The 18,275-nt window shown below is 45.1% G+C and carries 19 protein-coding genes; 8 read left to right on the top strand and 11 right to left on the bottom strand.

The window, feature by feature from the left end:
* Positions 1-16: 16 nt before the first annotated feature.
* From D9A03_RS05790 to D9A03_RS05750, 9 genes are all read right to left on the bottom strand, one after another.
* A complete protein-coding gene (locus D9A03_RS05790) occupies positions 17-3,625 on the bottom strand; it encodes a lipopolysaccharide assembly protein LapB (RefSeq protein ID WP_162937989.1) in 3,609 nt (1,202 codons plus the stop codon).
* 41 nt (positions 3,626-3,666) lie between these two features.
* Entirely contained in the window at positions 3,667-4,572 is a 906-nt protein-coding gene (locus tag D9A03_RS05785) for a flagellar motor protein MotB (RefSeq protein ID WP_120496244.1), read from the bottom strand.
* Positions 4,572-5,261, bottom strand: coding sequence for a flagellar motor protein MotB (locus D9A03_RS05780; protein ID WP_120496243.1), 690 nt, complete (start codon positions 5,259-5,261; stop codon positions 4,572-4,574). The genes D9A03_RS05785 and D9A03_RS05780 overlap by 1 nt, the downstream gene beginning before the upstream one ends.
* A gap of 5 nt (positions 5,262-5,266) precedes the next feature.
* A complete protein-coding gene (locus D9A03_RS05775; RefSeq protein WP_120496242.1) occupies positions 5,267-5,917 on the bottom strand; it encodes a protein phosphatase CheZ in 651 nt (216 codons plus the stop codon).
* A 12-nt stretch (positions 5,918-5,929) separates the two neighbouring features.
* Positions 5,930-6,319: a response regulator gene (locus D9A03_RS05770; protein ID WP_046507440.1), complete on the bottom strand. Its 390-nt coding sequence runs from the start codon at positions 6,317-6,319 to the stop codon at positions 5,930-5,932.
* 240 nt (positions 6,320-6,559) lie between these two features.
* Positions 6,560-7,258, bottom strand: coding sequence for a MotE family protein (locus D9A03_RS05765; protein WP_120496241.1), 699 nt, complete (start codon positions 7,256-7,258; stop codon positions 6,560-6,562).
* 10 nt (positions 7,259-7,268) lie between these two features.
* Positions 7,269-7,754, bottom strand: a complete 486-nt coding sequence (locus D9A03_RS05760) for a DUF6468 domain-containing protein (protein ID WP_120496240.1) — start codon at positions 7,752-7,754, stop codon at positions 7,269-7,271.
* A gap of 3 nt (positions 7,755-7,757) precedes the next feature.
* Positions 7,758-8,846, bottom strand: coding sequence for a flagellar motor switch protein FliM (gene fliM, locus D9A03_RS05755; protein WP_120496239.1), 1,089 nt, complete (start codon positions 8,844-8,846; stop codon positions 7,758-7,760).
* Positions 8,847-8,861: 15 nt separating this feature from the next.
* Positions 8,862-9,386, bottom strand: coding sequence for a flagellar basal body-associated FliL family protein (locus D9A03_RS05750; RefSeq protein WP_120496238.1), 525 nt, complete (start codon positions 9,384-9,386; stop codon positions 8,862-8,864).
* A 453-nt stretch (positions 9,387-9,839) separates the two neighbouring features.
* Between D9A03_RS05750 and flgF the strand changes: the two genes are divergently transcribed.
* The 4 genes from flgF to flgH are packed head-to-tail and all read left to right on the top strand — an operon-like array spanning position 9,840 to position 13,143.
* Positions 9,840-10,568, top strand: a complete 729-nt coding sequence (flgF, locus tag D9A03_RS05745; protein WP_120496237.1) for a flagellar basal-body rod protein FlgF — start codon at positions 9,840-9,842, stop codon at positions 10,566-10,568.
* A 13-nt stretch (positions 10,569-10,581) separates the two neighbouring features.
* Positions 10,582-11,367, top strand: coding sequence for a flagellar basal-body rod protein FlgG (gene flgG / locus D9A03_RS05740; protein WP_120496236.1), 786 nt, complete (start codon positions 10,582-10,584; stop codon positions 11,365-11,367).
* A gap of 22 nt (positions 11,368-11,389) precedes the next feature.
* Complete coding sequence (gene flgA, locus D9A03_RS05735; protein WP_120496235.1) at positions 11,390-12,379, top strand: flagellar basal body P-ring formation chaperone FlgA; 990 nt, start codon at positions 11,390-11,392, stop codon at positions 12,377-12,379.
* Positions 12,380-12,390: 11 nt separating this feature from the next.
* Positions 12,391-13,143, top strand: a complete 753-nt coding sequence (flgH, locus tag D9A03_RS05730) for a flagellar basal body L-ring protein FlgH (protein WP_120496234.1) — start codon at positions 12,391-12,393, stop codon at positions 13,141-13,143.
* 68 nt (positions 13,144-13,211) lie between these two features.
* Here flgH and dksA read toward each other — a convergent pair whose 3' ends face one another.
* Together dksA and D9A03_RS05720 are read right to left on the bottom strand one after the other, a co-directional pair.
* A complete protein-coding gene (gene dksA, locus D9A03_RS05725; protein ID WP_120496399.1) occupies positions 13,212-13,628 on the bottom strand; it encodes an RNA polymerase-binding protein DksA in 417 nt (138 codons plus the stop codon).
* 115 nt (positions 13,629-13,743) lie between these two features.
* Positions 13,744-14,160, bottom strand: a complete 417-nt coding sequence (locus D9A03_RS05720; protein WP_120496233.1) for a flagellar assembly protein FliX — start codon at positions 14,158-14,160, stop codon at positions 13,744-13,746.
* A 261-nt stretch (positions 14,161-14,421) separates the two neighbouring features.
* On the opposite strand from D9A03_RS05720, the gene D9A03_RS05715 reads away from it, so the two are divergent.
* Genes D9A03_RS05715 through flgK form a run of 4 tightly spaced genes read left to right on the top strand, consistent with a single transcriptional unit; the run spans position 14,422 to position 18,274 of the window.
* Positions 14,422-15,564, top strand: a complete 1,143-nt coding sequence (locus tag D9A03_RS05715) for a flagellar basal body P-ring protein FlgI (RefSeq protein WP_120496398.1) — start codon at positions 14,422-14,424, stop codon at positions 15,562-15,564.
* Positions 15,564-15,887, top strand: coding sequence for a rod-binding protein (locus D9A03_RS05710; RefSeq protein ID WP_120496232.1), 324 nt, complete (start codon positions 15,564-15,566; stop codon positions 15,885-15,887). The genes D9A03_RS05715 and D9A03_RS05710 overlap by 1 nt, the downstream gene beginning before the upstream one ends.
* Entirely contained in the window at positions 15,888-16,352 is a 465-nt protein-coding gene (locus D9A03_RS05705) for a hypothetical protein (RefSeq protein ID WP_120496231.1), read from the top strand. It begins immediately after the preceding gene.
* Positions 16,353-16,396: 44 nt separating this feature from the next.
* The gene (gene flgK, locus D9A03_RS05700) at positions 16,397-18,274 is read left to right on the top strand and encodes a flagellar hook-associated protein FlgK (protein ID WP_120496230.1); all 1,878 of its coding nucleotides are present in this window, start codon (positions 16,397-16,399) and stop codon (positions 18,272-18,274) included.
* Position 18,275 lies beyond the last annotated feature (1 nt).

Here is an 18,275-nt window from a genome sequence, read left to right as displayed (position 1 = left end):
CTGGCTTTCACAAATCTTAATTTATTTCACTCAGAGGGGATGACTTAAGTTTACTACGATACTGATCCATAAAGGCCTGAACCTGAGAAACTTGTTTTAACTCATCTGCGATCGATGTTACAGAACCGGAATTCAAGCTATTGGTTAAAAGCTTGAAGGTATCGCTATGTGTCCCCTTACTCATAATAGAACTATAACTGTCTCTCAAGAGCTTAAGCCCCTCGTTATCACCAGACAGAGTTTGTGCAATAGCAAGATTAATAACAGCCTGACTTTCTTTGTCACCCAAAATACGATCTGTAGGTGGAGAGGCCGGAATCAGTTTCCCAAGCATCTTTCCTGCCTCATCCCATTTTCGTTGTTTCCAGAGAATATCCGCTTTTAAACGTAAAGCATCCAGACTTTGATCTTTAGCCAGTAAATCCAACGCTTCTTTTTCCTGTGAGAGTTCAGCCAAAGCCCGTGCACGCAAGTGTAAGCGTTGTTGAATCAAATCCTTTGGTAAATTATCACTACTCGTTTTATCCAGAGCAGCAAGGCTTTCTTCCGCGTCCTTTTCAAGCAAACGAATAAGGGCCAAACGACTTCCAACACGAGCTTTTTCTTCGCCTTCAAGGCGGAATTCAACCTGCTCTTCCAACAAGTTACCTGCTTGTTCAAGCAGATCAACATCAACAAGACGATCCGCCAGCTTGGTAATCATGGTATCCCCCTTGTCACCCAAAGGGGTCAGTTCTTTAAATTCTTCATAAAGGGCAATGGAAGACAGCGGAGGTATTCTTTCCCCTCCATCTTCAATATACATACCTTCAAAGATTTCTTGCATCCGCTTTGCAATTTTATCGGCACGCTCAGAATGCGGAAAATAAGATGCTGCCTGTCGTAATGAGTGCAAACTTTTTCTAAAATCCAGAATATCAGCGTAACGGTCCCCCAACTCACTCAGAATAGCAAACTCAAATTTATCACCTCGCCATGCAAATCTGAGTTGTTCAAGCTGCTCAATACCTTCTTCCTGCGTAATGGTTCCTTCGTCTATTCCCAATTTTGTAAGGGCATGCCGCGCCCTGGCACTTGTAGGACGGTGCCTGTTATATTTCAGGCCTTTCCATATTGCTCGCGCTTCTTCAGGAAAACCATCTTGAAGTAACCTTTGGCCCTCAAGGAAATCAGCCTGAGCTTTTTCAAACTCGGTTGGATTTCCCGATAAAGCCTTCCCGATGAACAGGCTTGCACTTCCTGTATCTCCCACATGAAGTTTCGAATCAGCAGCAAGCAAATAGAGTTTATTTCGGATGTTCCGAGGGAAATCTTCTATCAAGGCCTCGGTTTCAGTGAAACCAATCGCCGCAGGTCCCCAATCCTGCCCCGATGCAGCAAGCGCAGCCTGCCACAGATTAGCTTCCCATTCACCTGCCAAGACCGGACTTGAGAGTGTCTTTTGTGCCTCGTCAAATTTATCACTTAAAAACTGAGACGCACCCAACAGAAGTTGATAGGAAGGATCATCACTCAGGCGGCGATTTTCCTGACCTATAAGCTTAAGCATGCCGGCCGCTTCTGCAACACGACCATGTGCAAAAAAGAACCGTGCCAAATCCAAACGTGCCAGGCCTTGCTGCATCCCTGTTGTTTCAACAGCTGCTTGCTGAAGATCCTGGAGGTTTCTTAGGTAATCATCTTCACTGCCCAATCGATCGGCACCCAGATTAAGCATACGTACAGGTATTGAAGGAGTAATCTCACCACTACGCGGGAGTGACCGGGCTGTTTCGTCTGAAACAATCAACTGGTCACGACTGCGAACAACGACAGCACGGGGCGTCAGAGCAACAACGAGCCCCTCAGCCGTCGGCTGCAAAACAACTCCCTGATAAGAGGGTAAGGATCTGAACTGTGGAAACTCATCAATATTCGATGATCCAAGATTAGGCTCTCCTATAGGGGCAACAATCAGTCGATCCCCAAGTTCAGGATGAGAAAGCGATAGTAAACGACTAACTGATTTAACAAGGAAACGAACTTCTGGCCCATCTTCGCCCTCGCCCAAGACATTTGAAATAGACTGGACAGGCAAAGGAGAACGACGGCGAATATCGACAGTCCACGTATTATCTGCCTTACTTAACCTTGGGACCTGTGTACCCGGGGCACTAAGGCGAATTACAGTCGCCCCCGCAACCTCCTGGGTATCAACGGGCGCAAAGTGCGGCACCATTGCTTCGATGGCTTCGGCCAAATTGTCCGGCCCTTCACGATCAAAAACAAGCCAGAGGTGTTCTCCGCGCCGAAAGACAACAGCCCCAGTTGGTTGATCCCAGTTGAAATTCAAAATTGTCGGAGGCAACAAATTGGCGGTACGTCCGGGTGGAGGAACAAGGTTTGGAATTTCCAAGGGCTCAGTCAGAGTAACAAGATCCTGTTCAACTCCAACTTCTGCACTTTCACCAATAGTGTCATCATCCTCCAATTTGAACTCTGACAACCTTACAGGACCAGAGTTACTCCCCTGTGGTTTGGAAAGTCTCTTTTTATTCCCTGTGCTTACTTTATTACCTGTGCTTGGTTTTACTGGATCATTGCTCTCATTTGAGATTACAGCCTGATCATTACCGCCGTTCTCTTCCACTGCAGAATTACCAGCCGGCTTTGCACGATCTTCTGTCTCTACTGTTTCTTCTACAGCCTGGGTGGCCTCAGAACCCACCGGTTTTGGCAAGAGAGATAAAGGTCCAGGCCCTGCGAGTTCTTGTAGTTCAGGCAAGGTGATTGAAGCTCCCTCGTTTGCATTCTCAATCTTCTTGTCGAGAGCCTGAGTGGCTTTTACCTCTGGGACATCTTCTTCTTTTTTTGGTTGTGAATTCTTTGAATTGATTGTATTAGCAGCAGCCTTTTTCTCATCAACCTTGTTTGAGTTAGCTACTTTCTGTTCCCCGTTTGGCTTTGCCCCAACTGGCTTTTCTGGGACAGTCTGAACATCAATAACGGATTTAGGACCAACATTAAAAAGACGCGCTTGTGTTTGCGGGACTAGCCCAAACTCAATGATCAACTTTGGTTCCGTTGCAATAACCCGACCTTTTTGCACAAAAGGCATTTTTTGTTTGTTCAATTTCCGAAGGTCAACGGTCGCATCTTTGTCAAAACGAACAGTCAGCGAACTTCCTGACTGAGAAAGAGCCCCTTTGATCTTTTCAGGCCAATCAAAAACAAGTCTGTTATAATCAGGATGTTCGGCAAAACGAAAGCCAACACTCTGCACAGACGGACTTTTGTTTTTTCCAATTGATTGGCTTTGAGGTTGATTCACGTCAACCCTTAGATCGACAATAACTTTTGTCCCCGCCTTGAAAGTCTTGAGTGAAAAATCATCAAGCAAAGGAAAAGTCAGAACCTTTTTATCGGGACCAATAGATGGCTTGCCCGTAAAACCCTTAACGCCTTGAAGCACTTTATCTAATCGATAGTCAGCAGCATTATCAAATTCTATTATCAGCTGTTCATTATCTATTCTCGCGCTATAGGATACCTGCCGCGGCCAGTCAAAAACAATCCGGCCATAGCCAGGATGAATTCCTGCCCTGACAGGAATTTCCTGAGCATCAGGAGCAGAAGAAAAAAACAACAAAAACGCTCCTGCCAGAAATGTTTGGCATAACGCTTTAATCAACCATTTTCTCCTGCATAGGAATGCACAATAATATCAACACGGCGCGCGAGTTTTTTCCTTTGATCTTCGGGTAAGCTATCGGCTATCTCATCATAACGCGAATCACCATACCCACGCGATAGAATTGTACTCTTATACCCAGTTTTTTCCAATAAACCAGCAACATAGTCAGCTCTGGCAACAGATAGTGGCCAGTTTGTTTGAAACTTCTGCTGCCCTAACGGAATCGCCGGATCTGCATGACCTGCAATTTCAATGCGGTTATCAATGTTCTGAAATATCCGGCCCAGCCTTTTCAAAACAGGTTTAGCCTCTTCCAAAGGTTCGCTAGCGCCCGTTGGAAACAGAATATCACCGGGAACAGAAACCACAATACTATCTTCCAATCGAGTAAGAATGGCCTGAGATAACCCCTCATCTTCTTTGAACTTTTCTGATAACAAGGCTTGGAGATAATCCAAATCTTCACCTGGAATAAAATCAACAGGTTCCATTGTCAGGCTTTTTGCTGGTTTGGGTTCTGCAATAATTCTTTCAATTTTCAAGTTACTTGCGAGAGAATCAATCAAGTTTCTCCATTGCTTCTCTTCCATAACAGACATGGAATACAATAGAACGAAAAAGGTCAGCATCAATGCAACGAGATCGGTGAAAGTCACCATCCAGCTAGAACTGTAATTCACAGCAACAGTTTGCTCATTTTGCCTTCTGCTCATCCAAGGTTTGATCTTTGGCATAACCCGGGCAATAGCTTTTTGTTCCTTAGTCTCTTGGCCGCTATCCTTAGAGGCACCCTTGCTATTTTCATAAACCTTATCAGCACGAGTAGAAGTTTGTTCGTCAGCCCGCTTTCCATTCCCACTATTATTTGTGTTTCTATTTGTGTTTCCGGGATCAGACATTACCTTTCCTCCCGATAAGAGCTGAAAGTGATATTTGGCGGAGCTTTATCATATATGCGAATAACGACAAAAACAGAACCAGCTCTATTGGGTTGCAAACCTACGACCAGCCTGTTTTTGAGAATACCCGCAGCAACGATCTCGTTTGCAACAGCTTCCAAACGCTTGAGTATCAAGTCAGATAATTCGGCTTGAGAGTCTGTATTACGTGCAGCAGTCCCATAGAGAAATTCAAATTCATAGTAACGCTCTTCAAGATCAAGTTTCTGTAGAGACTGGGCCAACCTTTTCAAGAGAAGTTCTCGTCCTGAGGCAAGGTCGACTTCATCTTCGAGAAACATTGCCCGAACAGGTAATCTTAACCGTAAAAAGTTCTGAGTACTCCCCTGCTCTCTTTCAACGGCAGGAATCGTGGTTTCAAACAATCGTTCGATTTCTACAACGAGATCAGATTTATCATCAATATTATCAAGCGCTTGATCAAAAGAAGCATGGCGCTCCATATGACTTGCATCACCCTGGAAAGTATTATTCACTGATTCCAAAACTGCTCTGGCTTTTTCTTCTTCATAGGAAGAAAGTGCATTGAGCATAATGAAAAAAGCCAAAAGCAGGAGCTTAAGGCTTAATAAAGCGACATAATTTCGATCACCATCGTCTCGGCGTCTGCGAAATAGAAGGCCAAGCATATCAACTAATCAAATCCCATTAAGGCATCAATATCATCTTGGCTAACACCTTCGCCCGGTAATTGAGGTCCATTGAGAAGGTCTTCATCAGGCCTCTCCACCCCGTCAGCACGTTTAGGTGTCGGTTTCGCGTCTGTATTATCCGGTAGAAATTCCTCACCACCAAATGCGCCGAGCAATTTATCTACTTTAATTTCCACGTGTTGAAGAGCATTTACTACTCTTGAAATACGTTGGCCCGTAATATCCTGAAAACTGCAGGCTTCATAAACTTGAGTCACCGCATCATTTACTTTGTCAGTAAGAGGAGAATCTTCAAGCTTTTCAGATACTTCTTCTAAGGTTTCCATAGCGGACAAGATGTTGTGGGTGGCTTGTTCAGTAGCCCCCACAATAGCATCCAGTTCATCCGCCGCGGTAGGAAGAAAGTCACTTTTAATCTCATCAGGCCTCAAGGAAGCCAGTTGCGTTTTCATATCGTGAATATAACTTGCAACAGATCCAATCTCAGCTAAAAGCTTATGATTGGTTTCAACTGCATCTTCACCAAAGTTTTGCAACAAACTGTCCACCAATGCTTCAAGGTCTGCATCTTGTGCATTACTTTCAAAGGTCTTTAGTTTTTCGAGCAACTCTTCTCTGACCGGGTTGGCCATAACATTAACCTCTTAGAAGTTCCCAAGTACCGCGATTAACTTCTTCTTGAGGGTCGCAGCATTAAATGGTTTCACAATATAATTGTTCACACCCGCCTGTTTTGCAGCGATAACGTTTTCTGTTTTACTCTCAGCGGTGACCATAATGAAAGACAGATCTTTCAAATGTGCATCTGCACGGCACTCTTTAAGTAACTGAAGACCACTCATTGGCTCCATATTCCAGTCAGAAATAACCAGACTATACTGCTTGCCACGCAATTTTTGTAACGCACTGCTGCCGTCTGTCGCTTCATCAACATTGTTGAAGCCTAGCTGCTTGAGCAAATTGCGCACAATACGCAACATGGTTTTATAATCATCCACGATGAGGATTGGCATATTCATGTCGACATCCGACATCAGCAACTCCTTAACTATCTCTCTTGCACACACATTCGCTTAAATTGTGATTTCAAGCTACCAGCATAGAATTAACGCAGTGTAAACAAACCACAGTTTTTCAAGATCTTAGACTTTTAGGTTTGTAAAAAAACCAACTTTAAGAAAAAGAAAGCCCCATATCCCAACGGATACAGGGCATATTTGGTGTTTCGAGTTCTGCCTAAAGAAAATTAACCATAATTCTCATTAGGGATTCGATTACTCTTTTGATAGGGGTAATTCTCTTCTTTGTGCCAATTCAAGCGTAATGGCTTTTGCTCTTTTCGGATTCATACTTGCCAGAATCGGAGCTGTCTTTCTTTCTTTCATCCGCTCGACAACATCAAGAAGTACAATCATATCCAGTTCTTCAAAAATCCGGGCAGCATCTTTCGGTTTCATACTTTCGTATATCTTTACGAGACTAAGCATTTGCTTCTCACTCTGCTCGTCATGCTTAACAATTAGTCCTTCAATCGTATTTTGAAGTTTGCCCAGTTCTGCAATTTTTTCATCTATACGGCGTTCTGCTGCAAGTAAAAGAGTTTCCCGTTGCTCGACATCACGCTCGCGGGTTTCTAGCTGTTCTCTTCTGGCAGACAAAGATTGGAGTAACTCAATTTCTTCGTCCGTCATTGAAAAAGGATCCGCTTCAATTCCTTGGACTTTAGGAACTTCTTTTACATCTTCACTCACCGAGGCTGTCTCAGGTTCACTTTCCTGATCAATTACCTCAGCAGCCTCACCTTCTTCATTATTCGGAGCCTCAGTTTCAGCTTGCTCTTCTGTCTTATCCTCAACTTCCGGCGAAGCCTGCGCAAAGGCTTCACCCGATTGATTAAACCCTTCCCAGACCCCCCCGGCCTTAACAAGCAAAGTCAATGAAGACACAGCAATTAATACAGGCAGCAAACGCATCTTATTCTCCTTAACGCATGCCTTTGAGGGTTTTCAAAAGGTCTTCTGCAGCAGGTGACAAATCTTTTTTTGCCTCCCCTTTTTGATTAACGGGCTTGACCTTGTTCTGTTTGATATCTCCTGGTTTCACGCCTTTGGGGAGTACAGTTTCAGGAGATTTTTCCCGGGCCAGACCAAGGTCTTCTTCCAAACGATCCGCGACAACCTCGGCCCGATCAACCAAATAGCTCAAGTCAGATAATATTCCATCAGCTTTAACAGTATTCTCCTTGAGGCCTGATCCAGTATCAGAAGCATGGGCCTTAAATTCAGCAAGGCTTTTTTCCGCCTTTGCCGTTGTATCAGCAAAGGAGACAATCAACCCTTCCATCTCGGCCTTGGCTTCTCGTAAGGCATCCAGCTTTTTATTCAAGATCACGGCATACACAATCGTTGCGACCAGCAAGATCGCAACGAGGATATTAAATCCAAGCTCAATATTCGAGATATCCAACATCACTTATTCGCCATCATCACGAGCGATCTTATTGGCGATTTTCACCGCAATGTTACCACTCTTCCGGCCCATATTACCTTTAAACATGGAAACATCACCACATCTCAATTCCACCAGTGATTCCGGAGAAACAGTGAGATCCATCGTATCACCAACTTTCCAATTCATTACATCACCAAGAGAGATATTCACCTGCTCTAACACAGCCAAAATAGAAACATCTGTCTGCCATAACTCAGCAGTAAGATGCCCCTCCCAAATGGAATCCCGACCAAACTTTTCCCCCATAAACATCTGTAGTAACAGTTCACGAACTGGCTCAAGCGTTGCGTAGGGAATGAGGAGTTCAACACGCCCGCCTCGATCTTCCATGTCGACACGTAAGGTGATCACAATAGCAGCATTCTCATGCCGCGCGATTGTAGCAAACCGCGGATTTGTTTCCAGCCGATCAAACCTAAAAGTAACAGGAGAAAGAGGATCAAATGCACTGGACAGGTCCGCCAAAACAACATGGGCCAGCCTTTGAATCAGGTTTCGCTCAATTGTTGTATAGGGGCGCCCCTCAATTCTCATCGCTGCTGTACCTCGACGTCCGCCAAGCAACACATCAACGATTGAATATATCAACGCTGAATCAACAGTCATCAGACCGTAGTTATCCCACTCTTCAGCCTTGAAGACAGTCAACATTGCAGGCAGAGGGATTGAATTGAGATAATCACCAAATCGCGCTGATGTAATGTTATCCAAACTCACTTCAACATTATCGGAAGTAAAATTACGTAAAGACGTGGACATCATTCTGACCAGACGGTCAAAAACAATATCCAGCATTGGGAGACGCTCGTAAGATACCAGAGCAGAATTGAGAATTGCCTGAATTCCCGAATTGTCTCCACCATCATCATCTCCGGCGTCAACACCAAGGAGACTGTCAATTTCACTTTGGTCTAGAACACGCGTACCGCCAGGACCGTCATCGACTTCATCGAAAACATCATCAGCCTCATCCGCATCTTCATCCGCCATAGCCTCCCATTCGGCCATCATGGCTTCCTGATCGACTTCTTCTTCCGTTTCGTCAGCCATTTCTTACCTTACAGGTTACTGTACCAGCATTTCCTGAAACAATACATCTTTCACCTTAATAGGAGCAGCCGCAGCATTGACCCGAAGGAGTAACTCTTCTCTCAAACGCTGAATACCGGCTGACCCGCTCAAATCTTCAATTCTGAGTTCACGTAAATATACCTGAAAGTTGTCAACAATCCGCGGCATCACTGCTTCTATACCAGGAATATCTGTTTGCGCTTCCAGTTCCAGACTAATTGTAATCTTCAAAAAGTGTTTCTTGTTACCAGAAGAATTAAGATTAACCAGTAATTCCGGCACATCATAAAATGCTGCAGGGCCATGCGCAGGAATAACCTCCTCAACAACCTCTTCTTCAACGACTTCTTCTTTACCCAACAATGAATCAAGCATACCTGTAAAATAAGCGCCGGCACCTGCTATTAATATTAACAACAAAGGCAATATGAAAAAAAGAACGAGTTTCTTCCCCGACATCCCGCCTGTCGGTCGGGCTTCTACCTCTAGTTCTTCTTCGCCAACAGTTTCATCAGTCATACGCTGATATAAGCCTCCAATTAAAATACCCCACCTAATAAGGGGTCAAGATGGTTAAAAAGTCGTTAAGTAGTATAGATGTTAAATCAGATACTTATAAGTAAAAAGACCGGTTTAATAAGTAAACCTTTCGTTTAAATAATTTGTATCCGAAAGCAGTGTACTCGAAAAGTGTTAATATCTACTCTACAACCAGATAACATCCCATCGGAAAGCTTTCCTTGTATCGATACCAAGCCTGTTCACAATAAACCCAACGAAATACAAGCAAAGAATATCATAATTTTCCTGTCCAGCGGTAAATGTTTCCCCACGCCGGAAATTATTAGCCAGCGAAAGTCAGAATTATGCTGGCGATCTTTTCCGACACCCCTTGATATTCAAGTCATCACACAACTGGCACACATCATGCATTGATGAAGGCGAACACAAGATGGCAAGGAAGTATCCAGGATGGAAAATCCCAGTTATATAGCTCTTTCAAGACAGATGGCTCTCGGCAGAGAGATGGCTATTATTGCTAACAACGTTGCAAACATGAACACCAATGCCTACAAGAACGAAGGCATGATGTTTGTTGAGTATCTGAAGGATACAAAGACTGGTGAAAATCTTAGCTTTACACAAGACCTGCGACTGGTCAGAAATCTTGCCGAAGGTGAACTTCACACAACAAACAATCCTTTGGATGTTGCCATTTCCGGCAGAGGTTACTTTACAGTCGAAGTCGATGGTGAAAATCGCTACACAAGAAACGGTTCATTCAAACTAAGCCCTGATGGCGAACTCGTCACATCAGAAGGATATCTGGTACTTGGTGATGGTGACGCACCGATTACAATTCCAACGACAGCAACAGATATAACAATTACCCGTGATGGCACCATTGCATCTAGCGCCGGAACTGCGGGGCGTCTAAAAACTGTTGATTTTGAAGACGAGCAACTTCTCGTAAAGGGAGCCGGTAGCGTTTTCAGCCCGGCGGACAATCAAGAACCAATTGATCAGATAACCGGTGAAATCATTCAGGGGGCAATCGAGGGCTCTAACGTACAAGGCGTCATTGAGATGACCCGAATGATCGACACGACACGTAGCTATACCTCTATGGCTAAGTTTATAAAACAAGAGCATGATCGCCAGCTTCAAGCCATTCGGGCTCTGGCCAGTACAAAAGTCTAACAGGAGCCGTAACATGAGATCCTTAAACATCGGTGCAACTGGAATGCTGGCCCAACAGCTTAATGTTGAAGTCATTTCAAACAACATTGCTAACATCAATACTACAGGCTTTAAACGCCAGCGCGCTGAATTCAGTGACCTGCTTTATCAAAATCTACGCCGTGTCGGAACCAACTCTTCAGATACCGGTACTGTGGTTCCGACGGGTATTCAGCTCGGGTTGGGTGTGAAACCATCTGCAACCTACCGCATTACCAGCCAAGGGGAAATGAACATCACGGATAACTCTCTCGACGTTGCGATTAACGGAGAAGGTTACTTCAACGTTGAACTGCCAAGCGGAGAAACCGGCTATACACGTGCCGGAGCACTTCAACTGTCACCAACCGGAGACATTGTGACCCCGGATGGATACACAGTGCAGCCGGGCATCAATGTACCCACAAACGCAGTATCCATTTCTATCAACTCTGCAGGAGAAGTTTACGTAAAACTTGATGGTCAGGTTAACGCAGCATTAGCTGGACAGTTCGACCTTGCAATATTTGCCAATGAGGCAGGGCTGGAAGCCATTGGTGACAACTACTTTCTGGAAACGCCTGCATCAGGCGCTCCTACAAACGGCGCACCGAACTCAATCGGGTTCGGCAGCCTTCTCCAAGGTGCACTGGAAACATCAAACGTCAATGCCGTTTCCGAGATTACAAATCTGATCACTGCACAACGCGCCTATGAAATGAATTCGAAGATTCTGACAGCATCCGACGAAATGATGCGTTCTGTTGCGAACTTGAGATAATTGAGATCCGGTGGAGAAGAAAATGCGTCTATTCAAAACATTATTATTTGCTACCAGCCTGTCCCTCCAAGTTGGTTCTACCGGGGCAAGTTTTGCCGAGGCAAATGCAAATTCGGTCCCATCAATTATTAATCTGAACAAAGACATCGTGATTGAAGGAGATATTGTTTATCTGGATGATATATTTTCTGGTGTCAGCACTGAAAACAGAACAGCAATTGCCAGATCTCCTGCCCTGGGAAAAGATGTTGAACTTTCTGCCAGATGGCTTTGGGCACTGGCGCAACAAAATGAACTCGACTGGCAACCAAGGTCACACTTGGATACGGCGATGGTAAGCCGCGCCAGCCAAACAATTGATGCGGCTGATATTCGTAACAGCGTTGAAACGGCTTTGCTGGAAAGAGGCCTGGTAGATAACAAAAAAATCGAATTTGACCGGAAAGATCGCGACCTTAAAATTCCGGCAGAAATCGAACCAACTCTACGTGTGGAAAATATTAGCTACAGACCGGGCCGTAATCGTTTCACAGCACAAATTGTAATCCCTGCCGAAGGTCGTCCACACATCAACAAAACAGTATCTGGCCATTTAATTAAGATGGCCAACGTACCCGTTCTCAAGCGCCGCATTTCCAAAGGTGACATCATTCAGGCACAGGACATCCAATGGATTTCCATCAAAGAGTCCAAACTCAGTAAAAATGCCATAACCGATGTTGATAACCTAATCGGGATGACACCCAAACAAACGCTGAAAGATCAAGCAGTTATTAGAACCAATGACGTTGATACACCAAAAGCCGTTAACAAAAACGGTTTGGTTACAATGCTCTTACAGAGTGGATCCCTTAACCTTCGCACACAGGGTAGAGCTCTGGAAAGCGGCGCCGTAGGTGAAGTCATTCGTTTGGTCAACACGCAATCTAATACAATCGTCAATGGCACAGTTACAGGCGCAGGACTGGTCACAGTCTCCCTTGTTAACAAAACCATTATCGGCACTAACTAAGGAGCTCAGCTATGAACACTTTACTGAAATCCAACATAAGCAAATACTTGGTAGCTGGCATACTGGGCCTTTCTTTAACCGCCTGTAATGCAATATCCCGTATTTCTGAAATCGGGGAAGTTCCCAAGTTAAGTAAAATAGAAAACCCGGCTCCCCCTCAGCCGATTTCCCTACCTATGCCAGCACCCCAAGTTGCGACAAGGCAACCAAACTCCCTTTGGCGGCCTGGATCAAGAGCTTTCCTGAAGGACCAGCGAGCTGATGAAATTGGTGACTTGCTTACTGTTGTCATTCAAATCGATGACAAAGCAGAATTCTCAAATGAGACAGAACGAACAAGAGCAAATTCAGAGGGTGCTGGCTTGACCAACTTTCTTGGATACGAGACAGATCTTGGCGGTATATTTAACGATAACCTGAACCCGGCCACACTTGTTGATGGTCAAAGTACAAGCGCTTCCAAAGGCGTTGGCAAGGTTGATCGGGAAGAAGAAATCAATCTTCGTGTTGCTGCTCTGGTCACACAGGTTATGCCAAACGGAAACCTTATCATTTCCGGACGACAGGAAGTTCGTGTCAACTTTGAAGTTAGAGAACTCCTTGTTTCTGGCATGATCCGGCCAGAAGATATCACCTCAACAAACACAATCAGTTACGATCAAATCGCCGAAGCACGTATTGCCTACGGTGGACGAGGTCAACTTAGTGATGTTCAACAACCTCGCTACGGCCAGCAGCTGTATGATATAATCTTCCCCTTCTAAGACTCTGAAAAACACAAAAACCCCCGTGAGACATCTCACGGGGGTTTTTGTGTTAAAGCAGAGAAGAATCAATCATCTCTGTGAACTTTTTCCATCCGCTCATGCTGCTCTTGAGCTTCAAGCGTCATTGTTGCAATTGGGCGGGCTTCAAGCCGCTTAATGCTAATTGGGTCGCCAGTAATCTCACAAAAACCATATTCATTTTCATCAATACGACGCAGGGCCTCGTCAATCTTGCCTATAAGCTTGCGCTCACGATCTCTGGTACGAAGCTCCAAAGCGCGCTCGGTCTCAGATGAGGCACGATCAGCAAGATCTGGCTCTTGTAATGTTTCATTTTGGAGCGTCTGCAGCGTAGCAGAAGATTCAACAAGTAGTTCTTCTCTCCAAGCCAAAAGTTTATGCTTAAAAAACTCCAGCATGACTGGATTCATAAACTCCTCGTCTTCTTGTGGACGATAATCAATTGGAAGAGGAATGGTCATAGCAACCCCCATAAATTGGCAATTCGGGCGTGCAGTATAGGCAATTTCCCTGTCACGACAAGCTAGTCATGAAGAATTAATGCTATTTTCTATTTATACGATTAAAAACAGAGGATTATCGCCCTAATTTAGCGAGTTCAACAGCCGCCCGAACTTCAACTTCGTTCAAAATCTCGAGGAGTCGAGGATCATTGATCTGTTCTTTTCGTTGCGCGACAAGCGATTCGATTCTCTCTAATCGCCAAACAGGAACAGAACCAAACAACAGGCCAAGACGCAACTCTTCCAGCTCGTCCAGAATATCTTCAGCTTGCTTTTTAGCCTTTTGCTTACCTGTCAGTGCATCAGGAACTTCCTGGATTGAAAGCAATCCACTAACACCGCCAGTAGCAGAAACACCACCCGTCTCTGAAACAGAATCTCCAGCACCGGCTTCCAAAGCATCACTAAAACTACCACTAACGCCCGAGGTCTTGCGTTTCGACTTTGCCCCGGCAGCAGGTGTGACGGATGATCCCGTTCTAATCTTCATTCCAAGCCTATTACCTAATCTAACCACAGGTGAACGTTAAGGTCTCGATAAATTTTGTCTTCTTGTGGGCAAGTTTTACCAAATCAATAGCACCATTGTTACCCAGCTCTCGCTCAGAAGCAAAATTATTCCTTATAAATTGGCAGTTTCACGTCAATCGTCAAGGTTTGATCATATTGGCACGAAATTCGCATAAGGTACAGTGAACATCGTGTTGGTTCCTAAACCACAACAGAAACCAACCAAACAATGGGTAGAAGAATGAACTTAGTACAACATATAAACACCTTATACAGGGCAACGGCACTACTTGGTACGCTGCTGGTATTATTTGCTGTTCCGGTATCAGACGTTTCTGCCCAGTCAAGAATTAAAGACATCGCCAATTTCGAAGGTATTAGAGATAACCTGTTAGTTGGGTATGGTCTTGTTGTTGGCCTTAACGGCACAGGAGACGACATTAACAGTGCTGTCTTCACACGGGAAAGCCTAATCGGTGTACTGCAGCGCCTGGGTGTGAGTGCCAGAGACAACAATCTTGATACTGAAAATGTTGCCGCGGTAATGATTACGGCCAATCTACCACCGTTTGCACGTCAGGGCACACGAATAGATTTGAACGTTTCTGCAATCGGGACAGCTGAAAGCCTTCAAGGGGGAACATTGCTTGTTACCCCGCTTATGGGCGCTGACGGCGAAGTTTACGCTGTAGGTCAAGGCCCCATAGCCATAAACGGATTCAGTGCGGCCGGTAACGCAGAAACAATTACCCGCGGCGTCCCAACTGTAGGACGGATTTCAAATGGAGCAATCGTTGAGCGGGAAATCGATTTCGATCTCAAGGAACTTCAGAGTGTGAAAATTGCCCTTAAAAACCCTGACTTGACAACAGCAAGACGCATCGCACAGGCAATTAACACTCAGCTTGGTGGGAGCGCGGCTGTTAGTACTGATCCCTCTACAGTTCAACTGGATGTGCCAGAGCGTTACAGAGGGAATACTGTCGCGATGTTGACAGATATCGAACAGCTACCAGTGCGCGTTGATACCCCCGCAAAGGTCATCATTGATGAAAAATCAGGCGTCATCGTTATTGGTAACGACGTTCGGATCAGCACTGTCGCAATTGCCCAGGGAAACCTCACGGTCCGGATCACAGAAACACCGCAAGTGAGTCAGCCCAACGCTTTCTCGAACACAGGCACAACCGAAGTTGTTGATCGTACTGAAATCGAAATCGACGACGACAGCGATAAACGCCTGGCGCTTCTTCCTTCAGGTGTGACCCTCCAGGAAGTCGTCAATGGGTTGAACGCACTGGGTGTTGGCCCCAGAGACATGATTGCAATTCTGCAAAGCATCAAGGCAGCCGGTGCCCTTCAAGCTGATATCGAGTTGTTATAATGCTGATTGATACACAAACATACGCAGATAACGTAATCAACGAAACGATTGTTGGCAGAGCACAGTCTCTTGCCAGTATGAAACCCAAAAGCGAAGCCGAAGCAATGGCAACAGCCAAAGACTTTGAAGCCGTTTTTCTAACACAAATGTTAACACCAATTTTTGAGAGCCTACCAACCGACGGTCCAATGGGTGGCGGCTCCGGAGAGAAAATTTTTCGCTCTCTCATGGTTCAAGAGTACGGAAAGTCGCTTGCCGAATCAGGTGGCGTTGGAATTTCCGATGCTGTCTATCGCGAAATAATGAAGCTGCAGGAGGTTTAAATGACCACAGCAACACAAAACACACCGGAAACAACTGTTCACAGTGTCATAGCCACAGTTAAGGGGTTGGTTTCAGTCATGAGCCGGGAAATTGAACTTCTTCGTGTCATGAAGATCAAAGAAATGAGTCAATTACAGGAACAAAAGCTTGTTCTCGTAAATGCCTACGAGCAAGGCTCATCTGAGCTAAAGAAAGATCCTTCATTTATGCAGCATCTGGACCCCCTCTTAAAAGGGGAACTCCGCGACGTTATTCAGCTACTCAACACCACTGTGACAGAAAATGAAACTGCCTTGCTTGCCGCAAAAACAAGCAACGAACGATTAATGCAGGCCGTTGTCGAAGCAGTTCAGGAACAAAAGGTTAAAAGTAGCACAAGCTATTCACAAGCGGGGGTACTCGCAGCTCAAAAAGCTCAATCAACACAGACAACAGCACCTATGCACTTAAATCAGTGCCTTTAATTCCTGAACTATGGATCAAATAAGAAATACGATTTGAGGACATTATGTCGCTAACGATAGCACTGAACAACGCGCTGACAGGATTGAAAGTGAACCAGAATGCTCTGGCCGTCACATCATCTAACCTGGCTAACATCAATAACGCGAACTATTCCCGTAAAGTTCTTTTACAGGAAACACAGGTTATTGCAGGTGTTGGTGCCGGTGTAACAGCTGACACGATAAGACGTAATGTAAATACCTTGATTCAAAGGGACTTCAGAGAAGAAACAACGACGCTTGCCTCTATACAAGCAGAAAGTAACTATCTCAATCGTATACAACAGATGTTTGGATCTGTCGCAAACAAAAATTCTGTTGGTGATCTGATTGACAAATTCAATGCTTCTCTGGAAACTCTGGGAAGCAGCCCTGAAATCTCTTCCAACTATTTCACATCCGTAAACAATGGAACCATCTTGGCCCAACGTATACGGGATATGGCAGACACCGTACAGTCTGAACGTATTCGTGCTGACCAAGAGATAAAACAAGCCGTTGATGATATAGAACAACAGCTTGCTATTATTGCTGAAATTAACGGGACTATCCCCGGTCAGACAGCACTGGGTCTTCCAACAGGGGATCTCGAAGACAAACGGGACCAAGCGATAGACAAGCTGGCCGAGTATATGGATATCCAATACTTCCAGACTGACAAGAATCAGGTAAACGTCTTAACAAAGACAGGCCACACCTTGATCAGCGGTAGCTTTAAGGCAGACCTTTCCTTTCGCCAGACAACGCTAATTACCGCGAATGAAACCTATCCAGCTGTATTGGACGGTATACACCTAAATGCAGGCGGAAGTGCCTCTGCCGCCAACGACATCACCTCAAGTATCACAAGTGGCAAATTGGGGGCTCTGTTCAAAGCGCGCGATACAATTCTGCCTTCGATGACAAATCAGCTTGACCAAATGGCTGAAAAACTGCGAGACCAGGTCAACCGTGCACACAATCGAGGCGCCAATACACCTATGGGGTTGGGGACAGGCGCACTGGATCCAGCCACTATGCTTGGCTCAAGATCTTTTCCAAATACTGCCCAAGCCATGACCCTTGGTAGCGATGTTAATATGGTTCTTCTGGATGCAAATGGCGCAATGGTCGGTGGAATGGGCACAATAACAGCTGGCGCAACCACACCGGCCACAGTACAGGCCGCAATTAATGGCTTTCTTGGCGCAAATGGTAATGCAAGTTTCGATGCCGATGGCAGATTACAAATAAAACTAAACAACAATGTCAGATTAGCATTTAAGGATACAGGAGCCGCAACGAACAGTGGGGACGCTGTTATTCAATATGATGCTAACGGAGATACTGTTACAGAGAATTATAATGGATTTTCAAATTTCTTTGGCTTGAATGATTTTTTCATCACCCCGCAATTGTCAACAACAGTTCCGGCAGTTGAGGGACAAGGCAGTCAAACAGGTATTTCATCTGGCATAGTTGTAAGACAGGACATCATTGATAGCCCCTCTAATATCTCGAGAGGCAGTCTAAGCGGCACTCCGCCAAATTACGCCCTCGGGCCAGGAAACAATGATGTTGCTCTTCAACTTGCTGCAGTTTTCGAGCAAAATCAATCGTTTAATGGGGTCGCAAATGGTCCGGACACAACATCAACGACAATAAGCGGCTATGCAGGTGTCATGTTATCTTACAGCGCAACAACGGCACAGGCTTCTGAAAATGCACTCTCGTTCCAATCATCTCTAACCGGAGACTTACGGGTTAAGATGCAGAATGAATCCGGAGTCAACATGGATGAAGAACTCGCCAACATGGTTGTTTTTCAAAATGCCTACAACGCCGCAGCACGTGTAATACAGGTTACAGGTGAAATGCTTGATACCGTTATTGAGCTCGCCTAAG

Origin of the sequence: Kiloniella sp. EL199, from assembly GCF_900313065.1 — a bacterium.
GTDB lineage: Bacteria > Pseudomonadota > Alphaproteobacteria > Kiloniellales > Kiloniellaceae > Kiloniella.
This window is presented reverse-complemented; position numbering and strand designations above follow the sequence as displayed.

Bases quoted from the DNA above. Each gene is read 5' to 3' on its own strand.
- D9A03_RS05785 (WP_120496244.1), bottom strand. From the start codon at position 4,572: ATGTCTGATCCCGGAAACACAAATAGAAACACAAATAATAGTGGGAAT.
- D9A03_RS05780 (WP_120496243.1), bottom strand. From the start codon at position 5,261: ATGCTTGGCCTTCTATTTCGCAGACGCCGAGACGATGGTGATCGAAAT.
- D9A03_RS05775 (WP_120496242.1), bottom strand. From the start codon at position 5,917: ATGGCCAACCCGGTCAGAGAAGAGTTGCTCGAAAAACTAAAGACCTTT.
- D9A03_RS05770 (WP_046507440.1), bottom strand. From the start codon at position 6,319: ATGTCGGATGTCGACATGAATATGCCAATCCTCATCGTGGATGATTAT.
- D9A03_RS05765 (WP_120496241.1), bottom strand. From the start codon at position 7,258: ATGCGTTTGCTGCCTGTATTAATTGCTGTGTCTTCATTGACTTTGCTT.
- D9A03_RS05760 (WP_120496240.1), bottom strand. From the start codon at position 7,754: ATGTTGGATATCTCGAATATTGAGCTTGGATTTAATATCCTCGTTGCG.
- fliM (WP_120496239.1), bottom strand. From the start codon at position 8,846: ATGGCTGACGAAACGGAAGAAGAAGTCGATCAGGAAGCCATGATGGCC.
- D9A03_RS05750 (WP_120496238.1), bottom strand. From the start codon at position 9,386: ATGACTGATGAAACTGTTGGCGAAGAAGAACTAGAGGTAGAAGCCCGA.
- flgF (WP_120496237.1), top strand. From the start codon at position 9,840: ATGGAAAATCCCAGTTATATAGCTCTTTCAAGACAGATGGCTCTCGGC.
- flgG (WP_120496236.1), top strand. From the start codon at position 10,582: ATGAGATCCTTAAACATCGGTGCAACTGGAATGCTGGCCCAACAGCTT.
- flgA (WP_120496235.1), top strand. From the start codon at position 11,390: ATGCGTCTATTCAAAACATTATTATTTGCTACCAGCCTGTCCCTCCAA.
- flgH (WP_120496234.1), top strand. From the start codon at position 12,391: ATGAACACTTTACTGAAATCCAACATAAGCAAATACTTGGTAGCTGGC.
- dksA (WP_120496399.1), bottom strand. From the start codon at position 13,628: ATGACCATTCCTCTTCCAATTGATTATCGTCCACAAGAAGACGAGGAG.
- D9A03_RS05720 (WP_120496233.1), bottom strand. From the start codon at position 14,160: ATGAAGATTAGAACGGGATCATCCGTCACACCTGCTGCCGGGGCAAAG.
- D9A03_RS05715 (WP_120496398.1), top strand. From the start codon at position 14,422: ATGAACTTAGTACAACATATAAACACCTTATACAGGGCAACGGCACTA.
- D9A03_RS05710 (WP_120496232.1), top strand. From the start codon at position 15,564: ATGCTGATTGATACACAAACATACGCAGATAACGTAATCAACGAAACG.
- D9A03_RS05705 (WP_120496231.1), top strand. From the start codon at position 15,888: ATGACCACAGCAACACAAAACACACCGGAAACAACTGTTCACAGTGTC.
- flgK (WP_120496230.1), top strand. From the start codon at position 16,397: ATGTCGCTAACGATAGCACTGAACAACGCGCTGACAGGATTGAAAGTG.